At 49.7% G+C, this 22,240-nt stretch carries 17 protein-coding genes and 1 pseudogene; 9 read left to right on the forward strand and 9 right to left on the reverse strand.

Annotated features, from left to right (window positions below):
• The first annotated feature begins 141 nt into the window (after nt 1-141).
• A complete protein-coding gene (locus tag GW590_RS06720; RefSeq protein WP_169402259.1) occupies nt 142-6,126 on the forward strand; it encodes a hypothetical protein in 5,985 nt (1,994 codons plus the stop codon).
• A 45-nt stretch (nt 6,127-6,171) separates the two neighbouring features.
• Entirely contained in the window at nt 6,172-6,489 is a 318-nt protein-coding gene (gene tssK, locus GW590_RS06725) for a type VI secretion system baseplate subunit TssK (RefSeq protein ID WP_235955873.1), read from the forward strand.
• Nucleotides 6,490-6,559: 70 nt separating this feature from the next.
• Here tssK and GW590_RS06730 read toward each other — a convergent pair whose 3' ends face one another.
• Entirely contained in the window at nt 6,560-7,093 is a 534-nt protein-coding gene (locus tag GW590_RS06730) for a hypothetical protein (protein ID WP_169402260.1), read from the reverse strand.
• A gap of 364 nt (nt 7,094-7,457) precedes the next feature.
• Here GW590_RS06730 and GW590_RS06735 point away from each other — a divergent pair, with 364 nt between their 5' ends.
• Nucleotides 7,458-8,285, forward strand: a complete 828-nt coding sequence (locus GW590_RS06735) for an MBL fold metallo-hydrolase (RefSeq protein WP_169402261.1) — start codon at nt 7,458-7,460, stop codon at nt 8,283-8,285.
• 84 nt (nt 8,286-8,369) lie between these two features.
• Nucleotides 8,370-8,783, forward strand: coding sequence for a GFA family protein (locus GW590_RS06740; RefSeq protein ID WP_169402262.1), 414 nt, complete (start codon nt 8,370-8,372; stop codon nt 8,781-8,783).
• 40 nt (nt 8,784-8,823) lie between these two features.
• Here GW590_RS06740 and GW590_RS06745 read toward each other — a convergent pair whose 3' ends face one another.
• Nucleotides 8,824-9,528, reverse strand: coding sequence for a carboxymuconolactone decarboxylase family protein (locus GW590_RS06745; protein ID WP_169402263.1), 705 nt, complete (start codon nt 9,526-9,528; stop codon nt 8,824-8,826).
• A gap of 601 nt (nt 9,529-10,129) precedes the next feature.
• Between GW590_RS06745 and GW590_RS06750 the strand changes: the two genes are divergently transcribed.
• From GW590_RS06750 to GW590_RS06760, 3 genes are all read left to right on the forward strand, one after another.
• The gene (locus tag GW590_RS06750) at nt 10,130-11,392 is read left to right on the forward strand and encodes an NTP/NDP exchange transporter (protein ID WP_211186674.1); all 1,263 of its coding nucleotides are present in this window, start codon (nt 10,130-10,132) and stop codon (nt 11,390-11,392) included.
• 1 nt (nt 11,393) lies between these two features.
• Entirely contained in the window at nt 11,394-12,146 is a 753-nt protein-coding gene (locus GW590_RS06755; RefSeq protein WP_235955874.1) for an NADPH-dependent F420 reductase, read from the forward strand.
• A gap of 686 nt (nt 12,147-12,832) precedes the next feature.
• Entirely contained in the window at nt 12,833-14,419 is a 1,587-nt protein-coding gene (locus tag GW590_RS06760) for a methyl-accepting chemotaxis protein (RefSeq protein WP_169402265.1), read from the forward strand.
• 103 nt (nt 14,420-14,522) lie between these two features.
• Here the strand turns inward: GW590_RS06760 and gap are convergent, their stop codons facing one another.
• The 3 genes from gap to GW590_RS06775 all read right to left on the reverse strand — a co-directional run bounded on the left by gap (nt 14,523) and on the right by GW590_RS06775 (nt 17,605).
• Nucleotides 14,523-15,533, reverse strand: a complete 1,011-nt coding sequence (gene gap / locus GW590_RS06765) for a type I glyceraldehyde-3-phosphate dehydrogenase (RefSeq protein WP_169402266.1) — start codon at nt 15,531-15,533, stop codon at nt 14,523-14,525.
• A gap of 76 nt (nt 15,534-15,609) precedes the next feature.
• Nucleotides 15,610-16,590, reverse strand: coding sequence for a GlxA family transcriptional regulator (locus GW590_RS06770; protein WP_169402267.1), 981 nt, complete (start codon nt 16,588-16,590; stop codon nt 15,610-15,612).
• A 163-nt stretch (nt 16,591-16,753) separates the two neighbouring features.
• Complete coding sequence (locus tag GW590_RS06775; protein ID WP_235955875.1) at nt 16,754-17,605, reverse strand: alpha/beta hydrolase; 852 nt, start codon at nt 17,603-17,605, stop codon at nt 16,754-16,756.
• Between the two features lie 240 nt (nt 17,606-17,845).
• On the opposite strand from GW590_RS06775, the pseudogene GW590_RS06780 reads away from it, so the two are divergent.
• Nucleotides 17,846-17,998 (forward strand): annotated as a pseudogene (locus GW590_RS06780) (cupin domain-containing protein); the annotation flags it as partial.
• Nucleotides 17,999-18,280: 282 nt separating this feature from the next.
• On the opposite strand, the gene GW590_RS06785 reads toward GW590_RS06780, so the two are convergent.
• The 4 genes from GW590_RS06785 to yajD all read right to left on the reverse strand — a co-directional run bounded on the left by GW590_RS06785 (nt 18,281) and on the right by yajD (nt 20,908).
• Nucleotides 18,281-18,691, reverse strand: coding sequence for a DUF3224 domain-containing protein (locus tag GW590_RS06785; protein ID WP_169402269.1), 411 nt, complete (start codon nt 18,689-18,691; stop codon nt 18,281-18,283).
• A gap of 67 nt (nt 18,692-18,758) precedes the next feature.
• Entirely contained in the window at nt 18,759-19,058 is a 300-nt protein-coding gene (locus tag GW590_RS06790; protein ID WP_169402270.1) for a hypothetical protein, read from the reverse strand.
• 3 nt (nt 19,059-19,061) lie between these two features.
• Complete coding sequence (locus GW590_RS06795; protein ID WP_169402271.1) at nt 19,062-19,826, reverse strand: helix-turn-helix transcriptional regulator; 765 nt, start codon at nt 19,824-19,826, stop codon at nt 19,062-19,064.
• A gap of 734 nt (nt 19,827-20,560) precedes the next feature.
• Complete coding sequence (gene yajD, locus GW590_RS06800; RefSeq protein ID WP_169402272.1) at nt 20,561-20,908, reverse strand: HNH nuclease YajD; 348 nt, start codon at nt 20,906-20,908, stop codon at nt 20,561-20,563.
• 391 nt (nt 20,909-21,299) lie between these two features.
• On the opposite strand from yajD, the gene GW590_RS24685 reads away from it, so the two are divergent.
• On the forward strand, nt 21,300-22,127 hold the full coding sequence (locus GW590_RS24685) for a hemagglutinin repeat-containing protein (protein ID WP_328803047.1): 828 nt from the start codon (nt 21,300-21,302) through the stop codon (nt 22,125-22,127).
• The last annotated feature ends 113 nt before the right edge of the window (nt 22,128-22,240 follow it).

The raw sequence follows: 22,240 nt of genomic DNA on the forward strand, positions 1-22,240 counted from the left end.
GTGCCAGCTTAGTCAATACAAGGTGAAATCGGGATCCGTTATGCCAAATCCGTAAGAACTCTGCCAAAAAGCCAAAGCAGCAGCAGCCCATGCCTGTAACCATTAGCGTTAACTAGTGTGTGAATATTACAGGTTGTAACCATGCGATCCCCTTCCAGCTCAACTTTTACTCAATACCTTGCTCTTAATGCTGTGAACAGCGTATTGGCCAATTACCGTGCCGGTGCGCATAGCACATCATCTGAACCCCTTAATTCCCAGATCCTGCAGCAACTGCACCACAAAATGGCGCAGGGCAACGAGTGGTGGCAGGACGCGTCTTTTAAACGACTGCTAAATGATGCGTTGCTGAATAAAGCATTTAGTAACGCGTTGCTGCAGGCCTCCGGGTTATCTTTGCCGCACGAAACTGAACACCTCACGCAAGAACAGGCGAACAAGTTAAAGCAGTTTGTCGCCGGTATGGTGACATCAGCAACTGTCACTATTGTTGAGGTGGAGAACGCGGCAGAACGGAACATGGTGGAACCTGTTACCCAGGCATTGCAGGATGTCTTAAAGCAGGGGGGCCGCCAGTTGGCCCTCGATATTCTTCTTGAAACAGTCCTCAAGCTCACCGGCATTGATAAAAGCACCGCCGAGACATTTACACCGATTATCACCTTAATCAGAAATACCCGTGCGGCGCTTTACTCCGACGACGGCAGTTTCACCGACCGCCTTAAGGCGCTGACAACGGCGCTAAATAGTGCGCGCAACCTCTTGCAGCTTGTCAATCCCGGATCCCTTGCCTTGCGAACGGCCGATATTCTCTGCGACGTGGCGGATGTATTACACCAGGGATTGTCGGCCGATACCCTGAAAGCGTTATCGGTAAAACTAGAAGGTATCCCAGGGCTACCATCTGCCTGCAATGCACTGGCTTCGCTGACGGAGATGGCAAGACTGTTACAGCTGTGGAACTGCCATGAGATCAGCGACCGAGACCTGGCCGATCAACTGGCAGAGAAAGTGTTACCGCAGCAGGTCGCTTTGCCGTTGAGAATTGCTGAAAAAATCGCCCTGGCCGCGCAGGAAGGAAAATTGCAGGTGGCAGGGGTAGCTGCCTGGCCGGGGAAGGAGAATAAGGCCGCCTGTTTACTGTGGCTGAAGGCGGTGCTGCTCAATGAATCAGTACGTAGCACGCTAGCCGGTGCCGACAAAAACTGGCTTATGGCTACCCTGAATTTTGACGGCGAGGAGGCGGAGTGTATGCAGGCTAATTTGCTGCAACATGCCAAGACGCTGGTCCGCCTGTTTGATAGTGGCAGCGTGACGGAGCGGCTCGCGACGTTCATACAGCTGTTGCAAACCTTCAAACTCTACGACCGCGTCAATATTAATCTCAATGATAATCTGGGAACGCTCGGTAACTATTTGAAAGACGGCACCATGCTTGCTGACCTGTTATCTCTGTTGACGGCGACCGGCAATACCAGCAAGGCGCGGGAGGCCCTGAAGCTGGTGGATGTCAGCAAAACCGTTAAGAAAGTCGGTGCCCAGGTGTTGCGGAAGACTTACGGGGTAGTGGCGGATGCTGCCAGTGTCACCGCGTTGGCGGTTAAAAAAGGTCACGCTTTTTGGAAGAGTCCCTATTCCGCAGGGCAGTCGATCCATGATCCGGTCAGGTTTTATCGCGATGTCATCACTTTTTTCCGTGAAGATATAAAGACTCACCCCAGGGATTACGAAAACGCCACCATTGAAACTATGCTCGCCGCCGTGGCTGTGGCGATCAAAAGCTTGGGCGGTAACCATGTGCCGATCAAAGGCAATACGGCAGAATGGCTAAAAGCCTATGCCCAGGCGGATCAGGCCAAACTGACGGCGGTGGATAAAGTGCTAATCCATGCAGTGCTGGAACCTCGCGTGATGTTGGAAATCAACAGCGCCATTCAACAGGAGGACAGTGTTCAGGCGAGAAAACTGCTGGAGCCACTGAGCGAGGCGTTAAAAATGTACGCGGGCGATAGCGTTACCCTGCGTGAGATGGCCAAAATCCTGCCTTATATCCCGGCACTGTGCGAAGCCTGGCAAGAAATTCGTGTCGAGAACCTCCATGAGCGTCAGGCATTGCGCGATGAACTGCGTGACCAGTTGAAACAGCAGGATGACATCTTGCGTAACAGCCACTCAGTGGTGTCGCTGGAAACGCAGCAAGCGCGGCAAAAAAAGGTGGCGGTTTTGCAGGATACGTTGGTGGCGCTGCAAAAGAAGGCGGGTGTCGAAGTGGTGCGCAGCGAGCTGTTACAGGCAGAGCTGGACGCTATGCGCGCGACGCTCCTGGCGAGCGGGTTGTCAGATAATGCCAGAGAATGCCTGGAGGGTGACCTGACTTCTGCGCAGGTTGCACTGGATACCCTAAAGCTGGCGGATGCGCTGAAGGGACTGTCGGATGAAGAGCAGAGGCAGCTCCACAGGGTGCAGGAGCAGTTTCATCAGGCGGTGCGGGAAAGCATGGTCGCGGAAGGGGTGCCGCTGGCTGCAGTGATGCGCACGTCGCTGGAAAGCATCAGTAAAATCCTCGATGCTCTGCCGATCGAACTTAAGCTAACGGATGTGCGGTCATTGCAACATTTTGCCGCCGAAGTTCTGGCGCGGCTGGCAACCAGTGAGAAGCCAAGTCTGGTCAGTGCAAGAGCCGAGCTTGCCGCGCTGGTAAGAAATGCCACTTCCGACAACCTGGCGGATGTTGTGCGCTGGTCAGCAAACCAACTGAAAGAACTGTTCACCAGAGAGGTGGTACTGACCGCCAGGGAAAAAGCCCAGGGTTGGTTTGTGGTAGAAAGAGACATCTCTGCAGGTCAACTGGCTACGGGGGCCGCCGCCGGGGCACTATTGCCGGTGTTGTTTCTGCTGCTGTCTGGAGAGGGACTGCCAAACCTGAAAGAGAGTGGCGACATGATGCGCCCGTTGATACAAAGCAGCATCGCAACCGACGAAAACGGCGAAAGTGGCCCGCAGGTCGTGCGCCTTAGCCCATCGTACGCGGGTATATATGAGAAAACGACCGAGCCGCTGAATAGTCAGGGTGTCGAGTGGCAGAAATGGCTGAAGCAGGCGCTGCCGGTACTGTTCGCCGCCGCTACCGGGGCAGGGCTATCGGCAGCGGTGAATCCGGCTATCAGAGAGGAGCCGTTTGCAGGGGATATAGCCGGTGATCGGCAGACCCGGATGGCCAGAGCGGGAACCATGTTCCGCTATACAGGAAAAGACGGTATTACCCGCGGGATTAATTTAACGGATGATGTGGTCGATACTGCCTGGCAGAACATGCTTAAGCGCCTCGGCACGAAGTTACAACAGGGAGAGCGCTACCGAGTCGATCTTGATAACGATATTTTCCGCGAAGAGGTACAACGTATTCTGGATAATCCGGATAAACTGTTGCGCAAAAGGCGCGTTGCCGCCGCTTTGTTGAAACCGGCAAACATCCCGTTTGACGTCAGCGCTTTGGAAGTAAGAAAAGAAACAGCAAAAGCGATAGCTGAAGAATTACCGGTAATATTTAAAAAGCACATTAATGACCTGATAAAATTTGATCCGCTGAATTTTGTTCGTGATCATATTCAGCAGATCCTTAACAGTTTTCCCGACAGTGAGAAAGGGACGCTAACCTCTCCGGATAGTCTGGTTCCACTGCGTATGCCGACGGCGGCAAGCGGTCCTGTAACCAAACTGGTTAAGCTGATTGACTTGTATATGGGGAATGTTCCCGACGGATACAAAACCTTTCTCGTTGCCTGGGATGGTTATGAGCGCTGGCAGCCGCATGCGACAGGACGCGGAGAGAATATCGTCGAGCATGAAACTCATACCTCAGAAGCCTTCCGCAAGGCCATCATTCCCAATGTCAGTGCAAAACTCAGTGGCCGCGACTCTTTGCCGTTAAAAAGCCAGATGGCTTTACCCGACCGGATATTAAAAAAATTTAATAATGAGTTTGAAAAAACCAAAGATCATTCGCGAGAAAGAATGAGCTGTGTGAACGGTTTGTTGTTAAAAACCAGAGCGAAAGAAATCATGGACAGTAATCCGCCCCCCACCATGAACATAAAAAAACTGCTCAGCGATTTTGTTGCGGGTAAAGCCGATGCGCAGGTTGTGGCTATACGTGGCGTCCAGTTATCTGACGTGGCTGCACTCCGTGATGGTGATGATTATATTGTCTGGGATCAACTTGGGGAGTGGCATCAATTCAGCTATACCCTCGAGGGCGCGCGGCCTGATGATCAGGCCCAGAAATTCCTGGTCAGTAAAATGAACAATAATGGCCAGTATAGTTATCGGGAGCCGGGGCAACGGGACAGATTATTCCAGCGCATCATCGACAATAGTCAGCTAAACGCCGCTTCCGATGCTATTGGGGTCGGGCGTAAAAGCAGCTATAAAATTCCGCTTGAACTGATTTCCGTCGCAGATAAAGCCAAAATGCTGACAACAGATAATAACCTGGGAAGTGTTATCACTGAATTATCCTTCAGGAGGATGCATGATGATATGAATAGTCGGCTGGCGACTAATCGTGAATTTGTTAACAACTACATGATTGACCGTGCTTTTTTCCTTACTGGCGTAGCCCTTGGCCCTTATATGCCTGGTGGGGTATTGATGTCCAATGCGCTGGGAATGACGAATTCCGCCGGGCTGACATTATTAAATGATGTGACAAAATATATTCTCAGCGACAGCGAAGAAGAAAGAAACGCCATTCGAAGTGGCATGCCAAAAAGTATTTTAACCGACATGGTCATCAATGCCAGCATCGGCGTTAGCATTCCTATCATGATAACCAAAATTCTTAAACATGATGAAGTGCTGAATGACCTTACTCAGGGAGGATACATTAAAGAAGGGGTTATTGGGGATGTTGGTGCTTCTATGGGAGAAAGAGGGCTAAAACAATTTGGTAAATCCAAAGTTACCGTCCAGCCTGATAATACCGCCGTAGATAATAAGGAGCAGCAGATTGGGCGTGATGATAGATTGAGAAGCGTTGAAAACGATATTTTGCGCATAATAAGTGAGATGCAAAGCCGCGATAAAAGATCGCTGCCGGAAGAGCTTGTTGGCAAGTTGCGCGAGTTTCTCCCTGAAATTGACTCATTTTTGCAGAAGTACGGCGAGTTAGAATCGGAAAATTTCGCCGATTCATTTATGGAGCGCTATGGTTCAGCGACCAGAATTGGTGCACCACCGGTAAGGACGAGTAAAGTAAGAAAAATTTTGCTCGATAGAAATTATTTAATTACGTTATATCACAACGTAAAAGCGACAAATGTTAAGGATCTGAGTGGTGCTATCGATTTTATCAAAGACATTCTACTCCGAACAGCAAAGGATGAATGCTTGTCTTTACCGGCGACCATCAGCGATCTTATAAAAAGCAAAGTATCTGGTTTTGAAAGATTTTTGCATCGCCATGCTAACGTTGATAGTAAAGGAACGCTGTTTTTATCCCGGAATGATATAGAAAGGATCCATAATATGGCGAAAGCATATTTGGATGATTACTTCTATGGTATCAATGGCATAATTGATTTCCTTACTATGCTGGATGAATCTAGCGACAGCCATAGCGAGAAGACCTTGCCGCCGGTGGTTATTGACGCGTTAAGTAAAAAGGGGATCCCGGTTACTGAGATCTTGCTGAGGATTAGCAACGAAAAATCAGTTGAAGTGGCTGCCAGTGAGCAAGCAGATCGGGCAAAGATAGCCGCAGAGGATATCGGTTGTAATCAGTCGATGATCAGATGGTTTACTGAAACGATTGACGCCGAGATGCAATCCAGACGTGTTTTCACCATTCAAGATGCTATCAGTTTGCTGAACAAGATCAAAAATAGCCGGGTTGCAGAACAGCAGGGAACGCTGGGTTTAAAATTACTTCCTGTTGCGTTATTTCATTTTATTAATGGAACCGGGGCAATCAATATGACCGAGTATATGCTGGAAGATGGTTTTCGCGGGTTGGCTGAAGATATCGCCAAAAATACCGGTCGCGATCTCCGTGCTGAACATATCATGCTTAAAAATCATCAATTTGATTTTCTTGTTGCTTGCCTCGAGTCGGTAGCACCACGATAAAGGCTGGAGGCATGCTTGCTGCTCTTGACCGGGTCACGGTGGTGATTGCTTTACCGTTATGCAGGCCGGTATTGCAATGTCCAGCAGGATGCGGCCACTTCTGACCGGCCGTTACGCTACCGCGAAGAGTGGAGCAGTGTGGAGGATGCTTTTGGCGATGAACAAGAATCCATGGCTGTTGCCCGCTTCAATGTGGCTATTCGTTTTGAGCACGAAAGTAACGATTCATGGCGAACCTGTGCGGTTGCGCGTCTTATCCGCGATAACCACGCCGGATGGCGGCTGGATCCGAATTTTATTCCGCCATTGGCGTTGTTTTCTGCCAGCCCGTTCCTTTACGAACCTGTTTGTGTTACCGCTTGAGCATGACAAAAACAGGCAGTTATACCCCATAAATTCAAAGCCCTTGAGATTCACTATGTAAAATAGGATATTATTCGGCAATCAGGGATTCGATATGGGCTGAAACTTGTTGTTGATCCATGGCATCCCGGAAATTCAGGGCCATGTCGAATGATTGCAGACATGAATCTAATTTTTGCAATGATGCTTCATCGTCGCGTACGCAGAATATATAGGCGTTTTCAAAAGGTAGTAGATTAACCAACCTTATTCTATAGGGCCGTAGATAAAAATTGATATGTTCAAGCCATGGCATGAGATGGGGCATCTCAAAGGGGTCAATGCTGTCTACCGAGCAATCGATATCTTCAATAAGTGAGAAAATAAAATCGGCTGGATCCTCAGATATTGCCAAGTTAGATAACGGCTTTAATTTAGGGATATAACCACTATATTCGTTCCATTCCTCATAGCTTATTAAACCTTGTTCACTGAGATGGTTGTACATCCACGTCAACACGGTGAGTTGTTGACTATTTTCCGGAAGGCTTGCCTGCATAGAGTCAGTGTTTAATTCAGGGATGCATTGCCCAAGGGCGACAATCAGACTTTGTATTTGCTCCATATTAATATTCCCTTATATTTTATTGTGTCGAATTTAAAAGTGCGTTATTTATGCACTGACATTGTCTTTATTTTATTCCTGGAACGCAAGGGGAGGTGCGGAGATAATATTTGTAAATCCAGGGTAATATTTTCTGATCCCCTCAGTACCACCCGAAAATTGCGAAAAATCAAAAGATAAAATAATGGCAATTCTATATCCGCAAGGCTGTTACCTGTTACAGGGGGCCGGAACGCCAACATCTAACTTTAAACTAAAGTTGACTAACCCTCACATTCGGCTTAAAAAGATCTCGGTATTAGTCAGAGCAACAAAGTGTCGCTGGTAGTGGTTTTTATTTTAATCTACTGTTTTTAAGGTGAAAATGGAAAAGATGATTAGTTATCAGATTGGAGATTGTGAGGTGTTTAAGGTCCTTGAAATAGAGGCATCTTACCTTACTGCCACGCTGTTCCCCGACCAGTCGTTGAGTGCTGATGTGCCTGAAAATATCGTCCTTTCCATGCACAGTTGGCTTGTGCGTACGCCAGAAAAACTGATCGTGATTGATACTGCAACCGGTAATGGTCGCAACCGTCCGGGCGCGCCGCTTTTTCATCAATTGAATACCCCTTATGAGCAGCGCTTGCGCGAGGCGGGTGTTGACCCGGACCGCGTGGATCTGGTGTTAATGACCCATTTGCATGGTGATCACGTTGGCTGGAACACTCATTGGCAGGATGGGAAATGGCAGCCGCTGTTTAAAAATGCCCGTTATCACTGTTCGCATCGCGATTTGGCCAGTTGGCAACAAGATCCGGCACGGCAAAACATTATGGCCGACAGCCTGACACCGATCATTGAAGCCGGGCTGTTAGACACCATCGATGTCAGCCGCGAGCCCGAATTTGCCGGGGTGTTACGCTATAAACCAACACCCGGTCACACTGAGCATCATGCCTCCATCATTCTGCACAGCGCCGGGAAATATGCCTTTTTTAGCGGCGACCTGATGCACAATGAAATCCAGGTAAAGCAGCCACATTTAGCCTCGCGTTTTTGTGCCAACGCCGAGCAAGCCGAAGCCCAGCGGCGTTTAGCTTTGGGCTGGGCCGCTGACCATCAGGCCCTGTGGTTCAGCTCTCACTTTGCCCAAAGCTCGGCAGGTTATATAAGCCGCAAAGACGAAGGCTTTGAATGGTGTTATAGCTAAGCCGTCCAAAGACAGGACGGTTATTTCTGACCGGCAAAACAGGGCTTACCCCACTCGCGACCCAACACTTTTCTGGAGATTGTTATGGCAAATAAATTATCGGCTCAGTGCCATTGTGGTGCTGTCGCATTTAACGTTGATCTTATCGATGGCTTTAATACCGTTTTGCGCTGCAACTGCTCCTTTTGCCGGATGCGCGGCGCGGTGGTGGCATTTGCCGCGAATATTGATATCACCCGGGGTAAAGACAAGCTTAGCGAATACCGCTTTAATAGCGGTGAAGCCGCCCATTACTTCTGCTCCGTATGTGGCATTTATACCTTCCATCAACGTCGCTCCAATCCTCAGGAATATGGCGTCAACGTGGCCTGCATAGCCGAGGTATCGCCCTTTGATTTCTCTCCTGTCAAAGTTATAGATGGCATTAATCATCCCAAGGATGGTGGCAAGGGCGGGGTAGCAGGTTATCTCTCTTATCTTCCCAAATCTGGCGACTGAGTACCTGCGGGGAGTTCGATCATCCTCACCACAATTATAACTACCGTGATGCAAATACCTGTTTGAATATCGGTAATGCCGAGAAGACATTTGGCCAACCGGCATAGAAGGCTAACTGGGTTAATGCTTCCCCTGCCTGCTGCTGTGTTAGTCCGTTATCCATTGCCTTGTTCAGATGGAAAGGAATTTGCGCGACCTGACCATTTGCCACTAATGCACTGACGGTAACCAGACTCCGGTCACGCGGGGCCAGATCCGGTCGTAACCAGAGATCGTTAAAAACCGCCTCGGTGGTAAATTTTACTACCCCGGGAGAGACCGCCGCGAACTGACTACTGACATATTGCGCCCGCTGTTCCTCTGCCTGTTGGTCAAGGGGTAAGGGAATAATGTTACCAGCGGGTAATGCTGAGCCATTAATACCTTTAGTGGCAAATAGTTCCGCTGCCATTACTGCGGCGGCTTTGGCATTGCCCCAACCGGAGTAAAAAGCTAAATGGGCAATGATTTCTGAGATCTCCTCAGGCTTTACGCCGTTATTCAGGGCGAGAGTAAATTGGCTGAGTTGTTCTGCGAGATGATTACGGGAGATCACCACGGCAAGGGTAATAACGCTCCTGTCGCGCGCAGACAATTCTGATCGTTGCCAGAGATTGGCAGCCAAGATTTTTTCTTCATAATGCGCTAAGGCCGGCGAGCCTGATTTAACTGCTGACGTTTGATTACTTGGGGATAATTTGTCCATGGCAGATACCTTAAGGCTAAGTTGAAACCCAATAATACCTGTCGCGGTTAATAATATTAATGCATCAATATTGCATTAACTTATGATGAAATTTCATAAATAAAATTTCTTGTAGTATCGGTAAACCGCTTATTACAGCAAGCTCCTTTTCTAATCCTTACAGGGAATTTCCAGCCTCTTATTTGTATTCGGGGTAGCCAATATTGCTGGTACCTCTTTCGCGAGGGAACTTATCCATCGCAGTTTGCGATTGGCGTTAGCGACAGTACCCATTATTAATGGCCGGGCTGGCGATGGGATTAGTGCTGCTGGGGCAGGTTAGTGCGATTCAATTTGCCGTCACAGTCGGTGCAGTAAGTGGAGGGCTACAGCTGGATACCACCGGAGCCTTTGGAGCCATTATCTGTAGTGTTCTCAGATTAATGAATAAGGCTCATAAAGCTATCCTGATTAAGGGGCTTAATCGCAGCGCTTTATAGAGTTAGATTCTGAAATTCATAATGAATTTAGCGACGGTCATCATTTTGCTGGCCGATAGCGGTCAGAAGAAAACTTTATGCCAATAAGCTCGATGGAAACGCAGGTTCCAGGGAACCTGTTGATGCGATTATTTAATTTACGTCAGGGAGAATGTCAGGCACTGGCCTGGGCCGGACTGTATATCTTTTCACTTTTTCTGGCCTATTACGTTATGCGCCCGGTTCGTGATGAGCTGGGCGTGGCGGGGGGAGTGCGGCACTTACCGTGGCTATTTACCGGTACCTTGCTTGTTATGTTGGCGATAAATCCCCTCTTTTCCGCTGCCGTGCGCCGCTGGTCACGACAACGATTTATCGTGGTGATCTACCGTTTTTTTATCATCAACTTGTTGATGTTCATGGCGATGATGTATTTCAGTGGCGCGCAACAACTGGTGTGGGTGGGCAGGGCGTTTTTTATCTGGGTATCGGTATTCAACCTGTTTGTTGTCTCGGTGTTTTGGTCATTCGTAGTGGATATTTTTCAACAGGAGCAGGGGAAGCGGTTATTTGGTTTTCTGGCAGCAGGTGCCACCCTGGGCGGAATTGTCGGGTCTGCGCTTACCGTGAGCCTGGTGGGTCTTATTGGCCAGCAGGGATTATTACTAATTGCCGTGATATTGCTGGAAGTGGCCGTTATGGCATCTCGCGGTCTGGCACGACAAAGCGATACTTTTCATAGCCCACTTCAGCGCGAACAAAATAATCAGGCATTGGGTGGCGGAATTTTCAGTGGTATGACCCATACCTTCCGCTCACCGCGATTACTGGGTATTGCCGGATTTATGCTGCTTTATAGTATGACCTCGACCTTCCTCTACTTTCAGCAGGCAGCGATTGCCGAGAACAATTTTGCCGATAGCGCCTCGCGAATAGCTTTCTTTGCGCACATCGATTTTTGGGTCAACAGCCTGACGCTGGCACTACAACTGTTTTTAACCGGTCGACTGATCGCCTGGCTGGGAGTGGCGGCAATCTTATGCTCTTTGCCTTTTATCAGCCTGGCAGGGTTTGCCGGTTTGGCTGCCTGGCCGACATTCACCGTATTTGTGGTGTTTCAGGTGGCGCGACGGGTGAGTAATTTCGGTCTTGCACGACCGGCCCGGGAAGTGTTGTTCACCTGGTTGCCTCGTGAGGACAGATATAAGGCCAAAAATTTTATCGACACTGTGGTCTACCGCACCGGTGACCAGGTGGCTGGCTGGAGTTATACCGGTTTGGCCGCGCTGGGCCTGAGTATGACTGGCATGTCACTGGTTGCCGTGCCGCTTTGTGCATTGTGGCTGTTGCTTAGCCTGTGGCTTGGCAGACAGAGTCTTTCCCGATCTTCTCAACAGGAAACTTAAGATGAAATTCTCACGACGCTCGTTTATAGGTGCAGCAGGTGCCATGTTTACAGTCAGCTTGCTCAATGGAATGATCTCTTTCGCTTCCAGGGCCGAAGCGCTGAAGCAGACCGGCAGCCCGAAACGTATTGGCGTTATTGGCGCGGGCTGGTTAGGAGGTACTGTCGGCAGTGTCTGGGTGCAAGCCGGGCACGACGTGATGTTTTCCTCGCGGCATCCGGAAGAACTGAAAAGTATGGTCGCTAAACTCGGCCCCCATGCTTCTGCCGGTACGGTGCGCGAAGCCGCAGCATTCGGCGAGATATTGCTGTTTGCTGTGCCCTATGCGGCACTGCCGCAACTGGGACAGGAACTGGCTGATATGATCCGTGGAAAAATTGTACTGGATGCCTGTAATTCCTCGGCTTCCTCATCTGATGACTTGTCACGAGAAGCTCGTATCCACGGTGATGCGGTAACCACCGCAAAATATCTGTCGGGTGCCAACGTAGTGCGAGCATTTAGCGCGGTTGATGCCACGGCAGTAGAGGCTTCCGCTGCCAGAAGTAGTCGTAAACTCGGCGTGCCGATTGCCGGTGATGATCCGCAGGCCGTTCAGGTAGTGGCGCAACTGGTGATTGATGCCGGTTGTGAGCCTGTGGTGGTGGGTAAGCTCGCTGACGCTACTCGCTTTCAACGTGGTGGTCCAGGCTTCAGGGCCAATACCGATGCGGCAGAACTGCGACAGGTCCTGGGATTACCGGCAAAGCAGTGAAAATGATGCTTTCTAAACTTTTCACTTATGAGCGAACGATACCGGGCTAGGGTCTCGAGGGGCCAGAGCAATCTGGCTGAGGTCTTGCGCGAGATGATGACGTGAGAACCCAACTGTAAGGGTAAGCACGCATTTGTCGCGCAATCACCATCAATACGAATAAGAAGTAACAAACACCCACTTGTATTCGGTTATCAAGTTTTACAGCATACTGCCGATATAATATTCAATCATCCTTATCATAGACGTACCCGGTGTTTCTTAAGCCTGTCTATTGCAGGTGCTTTTTTGTGAGCATCATCGCCTGTCAATGATTATGCCGTTTTACTCGTTACCTGGCATTTTAAGCACTACTTAAAAATCAGCTAAAATCCCAAAATTATTTTTAGTATGAATGAGGTCTCTGATGCTTGCGAAGAACAGAGCATAGTATTGTGCAGATCGGCAAATCAGTTTACATAAAAGCAGTGTTAAATGGCTGATTGTCATGTCAGCCGACCAGCGCAATAAATGTCAGAATAATAACTATTATCACAATAAGTTATAAGCCGTATTCCGAAGGTCTTTCAGGATAATAAGGCAACCTATATTGCCGATGCCGGCTTCGTGATCCCGAGCGTCTCGCTGGCAACGAATTCGGGCACAGAAAAACTCTCTGCCAGGACGGCTATTCAGAGGAAGTTCACATGAAATCGATCAAATTTATCCTGTTTTTCTTGTTGCTTGTCGGCCTCGGATCCGTGTTAACGCAAGGTGCTGTCAACTGGTGGTCGGGGCAAAGGATGCTCACGCAGGCCAGTATGATTTTCACTGCCAAGGACATCACGGCCGATATTCTACCGCCTCCTTTGTACCTGATTGAGGCTCGTCTGACCTTATCGCAAGGGATTGAAGGCACGCTAACGCCAGACGAAGCGACAAGAACCTTCGACAAGCTGGCCCAGGACTACTCGGCTCGTGTGGACTACTGGCGCAAGACGCCGACATTCGGCATTGAGAAGTATCTTCTGGGAGAACAACACGACGCAGCGCTGAAATTTCTGGTTGCTGCCCGTCGTGATGTCCTGCAACCATTGGCAGCCGGTAATACCGCGGCTGCACGCGCGGCACTGCCTGGTGTACACAAGCTCTATGAGGCTCACCGTGCCGCGGTGGACAAGACTGTGACGGTTTCCAATGACTTTGCTGATAATAATTTGGCGGCCTTTGATGCGATCGAAGCATCAAATTCCAGAGCCAGCATGGGCGTACTCGTTGGGGCGCTGTTTTTGTGCGTGGCACTGTATATCGGTGCACGCCGTCGTCTACACTCCGCCGTCTCCTCACCCTTGATCAATGCCTGCGAGGCCGCACAGAAGATCGCCGAGGGCGACCTGACCTGCGACATCCGTGTGCATGGCCGCGACGAAGCCAGGCAGATGCTCAAGGCGTTGGCCGACATGAAGGATAGTTTGCAGAGCATTGTCGCCCTGGTGCGTACCAGTTCCGACGCGATCTTCACCGATTCGACGCTAATGTCTACAGGTAACACTGACCTGAGCAAGCGCACGGAAGAGCAGGCCTCCAGCTTGCAACAGACCACTGCCTCAATGCTGGAGATTCGCTCTGCAGTAGAAAAGAACTCTGAAACAGCCGAACAAGCGACCTGGCTGGCATCGTCCACCAGTCAGGCGGTGCAACAAGGTGGCGAAGTGATGAATCAGGTGATCTCAACCATGCAAGACATCACGGCCAGCGCCCAGAAGATAACGGAAATCATCGCAATTATTGATGGTATTGCCTTCCAGACTAACATCCTGGCCCTGAACGCTGCGGTTGAAGCCGCCCGCGCCGGGGAGCAGGGCCGAGGTTTTGCGGTTGTAGCGGGAGAAGTTCGCTCACTGGCCCAACGTAGTGCTGAAGCCGCCAGGGAGATCAAAAAACTGATCAGTTCCAGCATTGAGAAAGTCGAAAACGGTTCGCGCCTGGTTGAAAACGCCGGAGCATCGATGGACGGCATCGTTTCGCAAGTTCGCAAAGTCTCCGACTTCATTACAGAGATCAGTTCCACGGCGAAGGAGCAGGTCTCTGCTATCAGCCAAATCACAGATGCTGTGGGGCAACTCGACCTGGTGACACAGCAAAATGCCGCTCTGGTGGAGAACGGAGCTGCTACCGCTAAAAACCTTACCCATCAGTCGCAATTGCTTGCAGGACTGGTGGGTAGATTCCAAGTGGAAAAAAGTGCAATGCCGGCCAGTAGGGTTCAAGAGAACCAGATAGCCGTAGATTAAGCAACCACACCAGACTCTGTGGCGTTGGGGAACCAGATGTAACGCGGGGAAGATGTGAGAGTGAGCGAGCACCTGCTTTGCGGGTGTTCGCTCACTAAGAAGATTACTGTTCGCGCTCGGCCATCAGCAGTGCCAGATCGACCAAACGATTTGAGAATCCCCATTCGTTGTCATACCAGGCGAGGATTTTGACCATATTGCCGCCAATAACCAGCGTCGACAGCCCGTCAATAATTGATGAGCGCGGATCGCCTTGGTAATCGCTCGATACCAGCGGTTCATCGCTATAGCCGAGAATACCCTGCAACGGGCCGGAAGCGGCCGCCTGGCGGAACGCATTATTCACTTCCTCGACAGTAACCTCATGCTCAAGGGTAACAGTGAGATCGACTATCGACACCACCGGAACCGGCACGCGCAGTGAGTAGCCAGTCAGTCGGCCATCAAGTTCGGGAATGACTTTTCCTAACGCTTTGGCGGCACCGCTGGAGTAAGGCACAATCGAAAGTGCCGCAGCGCGAGCACCACGCAGATCTTTTTCCGGCTGATCGTGTAATGCCTGGCTGTTGGTGTAGGCGTGGGTGGTGTTCATCAGGCCATGCTTGATACCAAAATGTTGATGCAGTACCTGCGCGGCAGGAGCCAGACCGTTAGTAGTACAGCTACCGTTACTGACCACATAGTGTTTTTTCGGGTCATAGAGCTGCTGATTAACGCCCATCACCACCGTCAAATCGTCATTTTTGCCAGGCGCGGAGATAATCACGCGTTTCGCGCCGCCGCTGGTAATATGCACCACTGCCTTTTCGCGTTCGGTGAAGAAACCTGTCGCCTCGATAACAATATCGACGCCGGCATCACGCCAGGGAATGTTTGCCGGATCGCGTTCGCTGAACACCACAATGGCCTGTCCATCAACGCTCAGTTGTCCCGCCGCTGCTTCTACGGGAACCGGCAGTGTGCCGAGTAGCGAGTCGTACTTCAACAGATGAGCCAGCGTTTTGCTGTCTGTCAGATCGTTGATTGCTGCAATCTGGATATGCGGATTACCCAGTGCTGCACGTAGTACGTTGCGTCCGATCCTACCGAAACCATTAATACCGACTTTGACCATGATAAACCCCTTATGTTGTCTCTGGGGTTACTTTAGAGCCCGAGGGTTTTGGCGTAAACGACAAAAAAGGATCACTTTACGCCATTCTGCGACAGTGAAAGCGTTGGCGATATTCCCCCGGCGTCAGTTGTAGCTGTTTTTCAAAAATGCGGCGTAGATTGATGCTACTGCCAAACCCGGTTTTCGTGGCAATCCTGTCCAGCGTCTCGTTGGTTTGCTCCAGGCGCTCCCGTGCGGCAGCCAGACGCGCTTCGGCAACATAGCGCGCCGGCGAAGCACCGGTTTCACGGGTAAAGACGCGGGTAAAATTGCGCGGACTCATCGCGACTTTTTCTGCCAACTGCTCAACGCCGAGGTCGGCAGTGATATTTTCCAGGATCCAACCCTGCAGATCCCTTATTGGACCCGGTCCACCGGTCTGACGAAGATTGTAACGGCTAAACTGTAATTGACCGCCTGGGCGGTGAAGATACATCACCATATCCTGGGCGACATCACGGGCAAGGCTGAAACCGTAATCCTCCTCGACCAACGCCAGCGTCAGATCGAAACCGGAGCTGACGCCGCCGGAGGTCCAGATGGGACCATCCTGAATATAGAGTGGTCCACCTTCGACTTTCACCTCCGGGAAGGCCGATTGCAGGGTTTCCAGTAGTCTCCAGTGCGTGGTTGCCCGTCTGCCATTAAGCAGCCCGGTCTGCGCCAACAGCATGGCACCGCCGCAAATGGAGGCGATACGCCGCGCATGTGGCGCGGCAAGACGCAGCCAGTCGACAACCGCTGTACCTTCCTGCTCATTTTGGCCGCGGCCGGTAATCAAGATGGTGTCCAGAGGTTCACGGGGATCCAGCTTATGCAGACAGTGATCGGCAAGCAGGTTTAATCCGGACTGACCGTGGATCACCTGATGCGGTTGCGATGTTGCAATGGCAACCTGGTAACGAGGATGCGCTAAATCATGCGCATCCAGCCGGTTAGCCTGCATCAGGATATCGGCAATACCGGCAGATTCGAACAGCATGCCCCCATCGGGGACGATAATCAGAATTTTTTTCATGTCTGAAAAATATACTTTTAGCAAAATAAGTCAATACGCCAGGAAGGGTATTTAGCGGCAAGGGGATTTTGTTCATGACAGGTGTTTGCCGCTCATGCTCAGGGTCAATGGCACTAGGCTGAGGACATCGGGTTAATTCTTATACCAGAAGCCGGTATCATCATCACTGAGTATCTGTCTGCCCAACAAAGTCAGCTATTGCCTCTGTCACACCAGAAACCAGCGGCAGATGCGCATCCGCGTAGGCGGCGAAGTTTGCACCGCGATCGGCGGAAATTACCGATTTTAAAACGTGGTTGGCATCTGGCAGCAGCACCAGTTTTGCAGCGGCAGAGGCGGCTTTAAGCATTTGTGCATCCGTAACCCCCACTTGAAGATCGCGTTCTCCCTGGATGATAAGAACGGGAATTTTAACGCGGGCTGCTAACTGAGTGGGATCGATTTTGAACAAACTGATAAAGAAGCCCTGAACCGCTTCGCGAAAGAGTGGCGCAAGGGCAGGGTGCATTCCTTTTACATCAAAGCGCTTACCCGCGACCATGGTGTCGATGGCCTCGTCGGACTGAGTAAGCAGAGGCTCATTCGCCGGATTGGCACGCAGTTGTTCTTTCAGCACTTCACCTAAAGGACGCCCTGGCGTAGCAACCAGGATCAGTCCGCAGATATCATTTGCCTGTTGCGCGGTTTTTAAGGCAACCAGACCGCCTTCACTGTGCCCCAGTAGCCAGACACATTTGCTGCCCGTCTTCTCCCTAATAGCATTGACCCATGAATGAATATCGACAACATAGTCTTCAACGGTAACGGCATTCGCATCCGGGCAAGCCCCCGCACTGGCAAACATGCCTCTTTTATCGATACGGACCGTTGTCACGCCATGTATTGCCAGTTCCTCGGCCAGCAGTCGATATGTCGCTGCTTTTATTCCAAGGGGACTGTTTCCATCTCGATCGGTGGGACCTGAGCCAGGGATAATAAGCACTACCGGTGCTGACGGATCAGTTGCGATTGTCATGGTGCCGTTGAGGATCCCGTTCGGACCGGGTGCCGAAATATTTATTTGTCTTACTAAACCTGTTGCGGGACTGGATATAAGAGGTGTCATCTGATTGATCTACCGCGGAAGAAAACCAAAATGATTATTAAATTACTCCTAAATAATAGATCTTCAAGGCCAATTTCTAGTTATTTCACCGGAATTAATGGAACGGTATCAAGTGGTGTATCTTGATGGTCTGAGACCACTCAACGTGATAAGGCGAGAGAAATGTATGTGGTCCCTCGAGGAGTTGAACATAAAACCTTTGCCGACCATGAAACTAAATTAATGCTGATCGAACCTCGTGGTGTGTTAAATACCGGTAATGAAGGCGGAGATCGTACCGCGGTAAATGATGTCTGGATTTAATCACTCCACAAAATAAAATTTCGTTATTCCTATAATTAACCGGAACTCGGGATAAAAAATTAGAGGAAAAAACGAAACTCAATGCCTGTTCCTGGGCCTGAGCTTTCAACATCGCTCGGACAGTTTACAAAGGAACAGGCATATATAATTCATTGGAATTATTATGCGATGTCGATAATTTTTCAGGTGTGTTAGCGATTCTTTGTTATCCCGATCAGGGGAGTGAACATCATGCCGGATTTCCAGTTTAGAGTGGACTCGAATTGTGCGTCAGGGACAGTTTTATGATAACCCGTCTGCCTCGAACCAAATATGATGCGTGCCATCCGGGTCGATGCTGATGCCACCACATCCCGAAATGCTGCGAAGCTCATCGGTTCCGCTTCCATCTACAATTGAAAAGAATTCATTCGTCCTGTTTTTGCCGTCTGTAGCAGCAGAGTGGATGAAATTGAACTTACCACGCTTGCCGTTCAACGAGCCTTCAAAAGACTCTAATGCGCAATAGGCGCCTTTTACGACCGAGTGATCAAAGGCTGAACTAAACAGCGTTGCCGATCGCCCTTCAATTTGCCCGCAATAGTGTTTTTCCATAGTGGCAACAGCGGTGGCCAATCCGGTCAGGATGTTCGCTGCAGGTGTAACAACTGCTGGCTTGAAGTCTCTGGTTGTGAAAGTCCCGATGATTTTCATGGATGTCCTCTGAAGCAAAAAGTTGTCGGGAATGAGCTTAACTTTAAATCATCCCTCAATGATGTTATCAGGCCTTCTGAGCGGAAAAATGTCCCATAAAGGTTAAGGTTTCTATTGCTTGCAGGTAAGGGAGAAATCTTTGATCGCCCGCTTCAAAAGCATTTGCTGCTGCAAGAGCGCATTCATAGTTCTCCCATTTCGCAACGTCAGCATAGCAACCATCACCTAAAGGTTCGTAAGCCTGGAATTCGATTAATCCTGGGAAATCTTTAAGTGCCTGGCGAAGGCCTATCCTCAGACGGCTAATATCTCCCTTGAATTCAGGTTTGATTTTGAAGATGGCTAATTCCAAAACGTGAGATGACATTTCTTAACTCCCTTGCGTGGTTGAGGAGACCCCACTATGCACTGTGCTTACTGACACCGTCTTGTCAGTAGGTTCCAAAAACATTGTTTCCCACGTGAGGGCTTGATGTCGCTTATAGTCTGCGAGAGTCGCCCTGGTAATTTGACATGTTGAGTTAGGTATCGCCTGAATATCGAGGATACGGTCTACGCGGAAATCTCTATATGTTTCGCGTATGCAACACCAGGCACCTACAGTCCACTTGCCACCCCAATAAAACAGGCCTAGAGGGAATATTTTTCGAATTGACGTTTTTCCTTTAAGGCTCAAGTAGGTGATACATACCGCTGCATTGAGTTGTATTGCGGCGTTAATTACCTCCCAGCTGGCAGTTTGTTCGGCTTGGGGTGTGGCTGTCATGGAGAATATTTTTTTCTCGGAAGTAGTACGAGAACTTAGGGGGGATGCAGCTTCAATTTTGGCTAACAATGCTTGTGCAGCCACTTGTACTTTACCGCCTACGGAGGTTGACAACATATCCAAAGAGAGTGCCAGAACCTCTAGCTCATTGTGGTTAAGTGCCAGCGGCGGCAGTTCAAAATTCTTGTGCATGGCATACCCAACGCCAGGTTCTCCATAAATTGGGATCCCGCCAAGAGACAGGTCATCAATATATCGATAGATGGTGCGTATGGAGACGCCTAACCGCATAGCTAGATTTTTTGCGGTGATTGGCTGATGCACGCGGATTAAATTGACGACCTGGAATAGGCGGTCAGCTTTACGCATGATACCTGGAATACCTTTCGGCGGCGCTTCGGTCTGAAAAAAAGCTTTTATATAAAAAAGTTCGCAAAATCGCCTCAGATTTTTATGGTAAATTTACCCGCTTCATTTGGGTTGTTTTAGTAAAAATTTCGCAGATTCATCTTCCGGTGTGTGGCTGAGATACAACACATCCCTAAACGTTACAACCTCGTTCACTTGAATAGCCTGACCGCAGACCGAACAAAATATCGAATGAACCGTCTCGGCGACTGGGGTGCTTGTAGTGACATTAAAGCGGTCTGAACCACATTGTTTACAAAAAATATTCATGTCCGGCATCTGCAGTACCTTTCATAAGCGATATCTCGCTCATCAGCGTAGCACAAAATGGATAATTCCTATTGCAATATGCCGGTTTCTGTAGTTTTTTTATGAAGGTGGCGGATTTTTTAAACCAAAATGATCTACAGCTCAGAGATGGCAGATGGAAGGGATATCTCCATAGAATTTCCCGCAATCATCTTTTTCTTTTGCATGTTTAGATGAACCCGAGTGTTAGGGGACGTGGAGAATGCAAAGCTTCCCAGACATAATTACCACTCAGGTTAACAGGCAAGGATGTAAAATATTCTTTTCTATACCCTCTGCTAAGCATCAGGACTGTCAATTCAAGTTTAAATTAACAAACCTGACGCGGACAGCGAACGATGTAATAGCTTTTCGACGTCGTTCGCTGCGCAGGGCTGTAATGGATACTATTTCTTCTTATTAAGCATCGACTTTAAATCAGCAAAGGGATTATAGGTCGCAGCATCAACATCTTTTTGCGCATCCTCACCCGCCACCACGTTCGTGCCATACAGGTCTGCTTCAGTGTACTTGGAGTGCTCATGGTCATGGCAAAACAGGCACAATAACTCCCAGTTACTGCCATCTTCCGGGTTATTGGTATGGTCGTGATCGATATGGTGAACCGTTAATTCGCGGAGGTTTGAATAAACAAACTCCCGCGAGCAGTGCCCACATACCCACGGATAGATTTTTAGCGCTTTCTCACGATAGCCGCTTTCCAGACGCGTGTAGTTTTTTGGGATCAGTGCCATTGCGATGTTACCTGTTACAAAAAGATAATTTTACGATAGTGTCTCAATATATCCCACAATGGAAGAGAAGGGGAAATGAAAGAGGGATCGGATGTTGATTTCGATGGTAAATCCCACAGGGGCGAACCAGTGAGCGGTAGCATAGCCCTCACGTCAGACTGCGGTGCAACTGTAAGGGCGGTATACCTCTATAAGTGATGTTTTCAGACAGTAATTCAGGTGGTTCCAGAGTGGATTATTACGCAAATAGTTACAACATATCTATGCGCTAACCAAACAGGGGTCTGCACCGCCGTGCTAAATCAACCCGCAATATCTACATTGTCGGCAGCCAGTTAAAGGCGGTACCGTCGGCATCGGCATCGGCATCGGCATCGGCATCGGCATCGGTGTGGGGTCAGGAGGATACGGTATAAGCGTATCTGCCAGTGTGAACAGCAGCAAAGGGAACCAGACCGGAAACAGCCTTTCACACAATGAAACCACGCTGGATGCCGGGAATGCCGTCAACATTACCAGCGGGCGTGATACTACGCTGAAAGGCGCGCAGGTCAGTGGCGAATCGATTACGGCCGACGTGGGGCGTAACCTGACCCTGCAAAGTGAGCAGGACAGCGATCGCTATGATTCAAAACAGCAAAGCGCCAGTGCGGGGGGGAGTTTCACGTTTGGCTCCATGACGGGATCAGTGAACGCCAACGTCTCAAGGGATAACATCCATAGTAACTTTGATTCGGTGAAAGAACAGACCGGACTGTTTGCCGGACAGGGCGGCTATAACATTACAGTCGGCAATCACACCCAGCTGGATGGCGCAGTTATCTCCAGTAGCGCGGATAAGGATAAAAATCTTCTTGATACCGGTACGCTGGGCTGGACAGATATCCATAATGAGGCTGACTACAAATCCGAGCACCAGAGCGCGGGCTTTAACAGCGGCGGGCCGATCGGCGCCAACCTGCTGAGTAATGTGGGGGCGCTGCCAATTAGTGGTGCAGGAAGCAGTGGTCATGCAGAGGGGACAACCAAATCGGCGATCAGTGAGGGTGGGCTTATCATCCGTAATAAGGATGTTCAGAGCCAGAGTTTGACCGGCCTGAGTCGTGATACAGAACATGCCAATGACGGTGCAGTCAATCCGATATTTGACAAGGAAAAAGAGCAGAAGCGACTTCAGCAGGCTCAGGCTGTCAGCGATATCGCCAGCCGACATATATAATACGTATGAAGCAACCAAGGCGACGCGTGCAGCAACAGCCAGCATATTAGACCCTCAGCTAAAAGCCGGCTATGAGGGCAAAGCCATAGCGGAGCTGGCGAAAGCGAAGGCGC

Origin of the sequence: Rouxiella aceris (assembly GCF_012933545.1) — a bacterium.
GTDB lineage: Bacteria > Pseudomonadota > Gammaproteobacteria > Enterobacterales > Enterobacteriaceae > Rouxiella > Rouxiella aceris.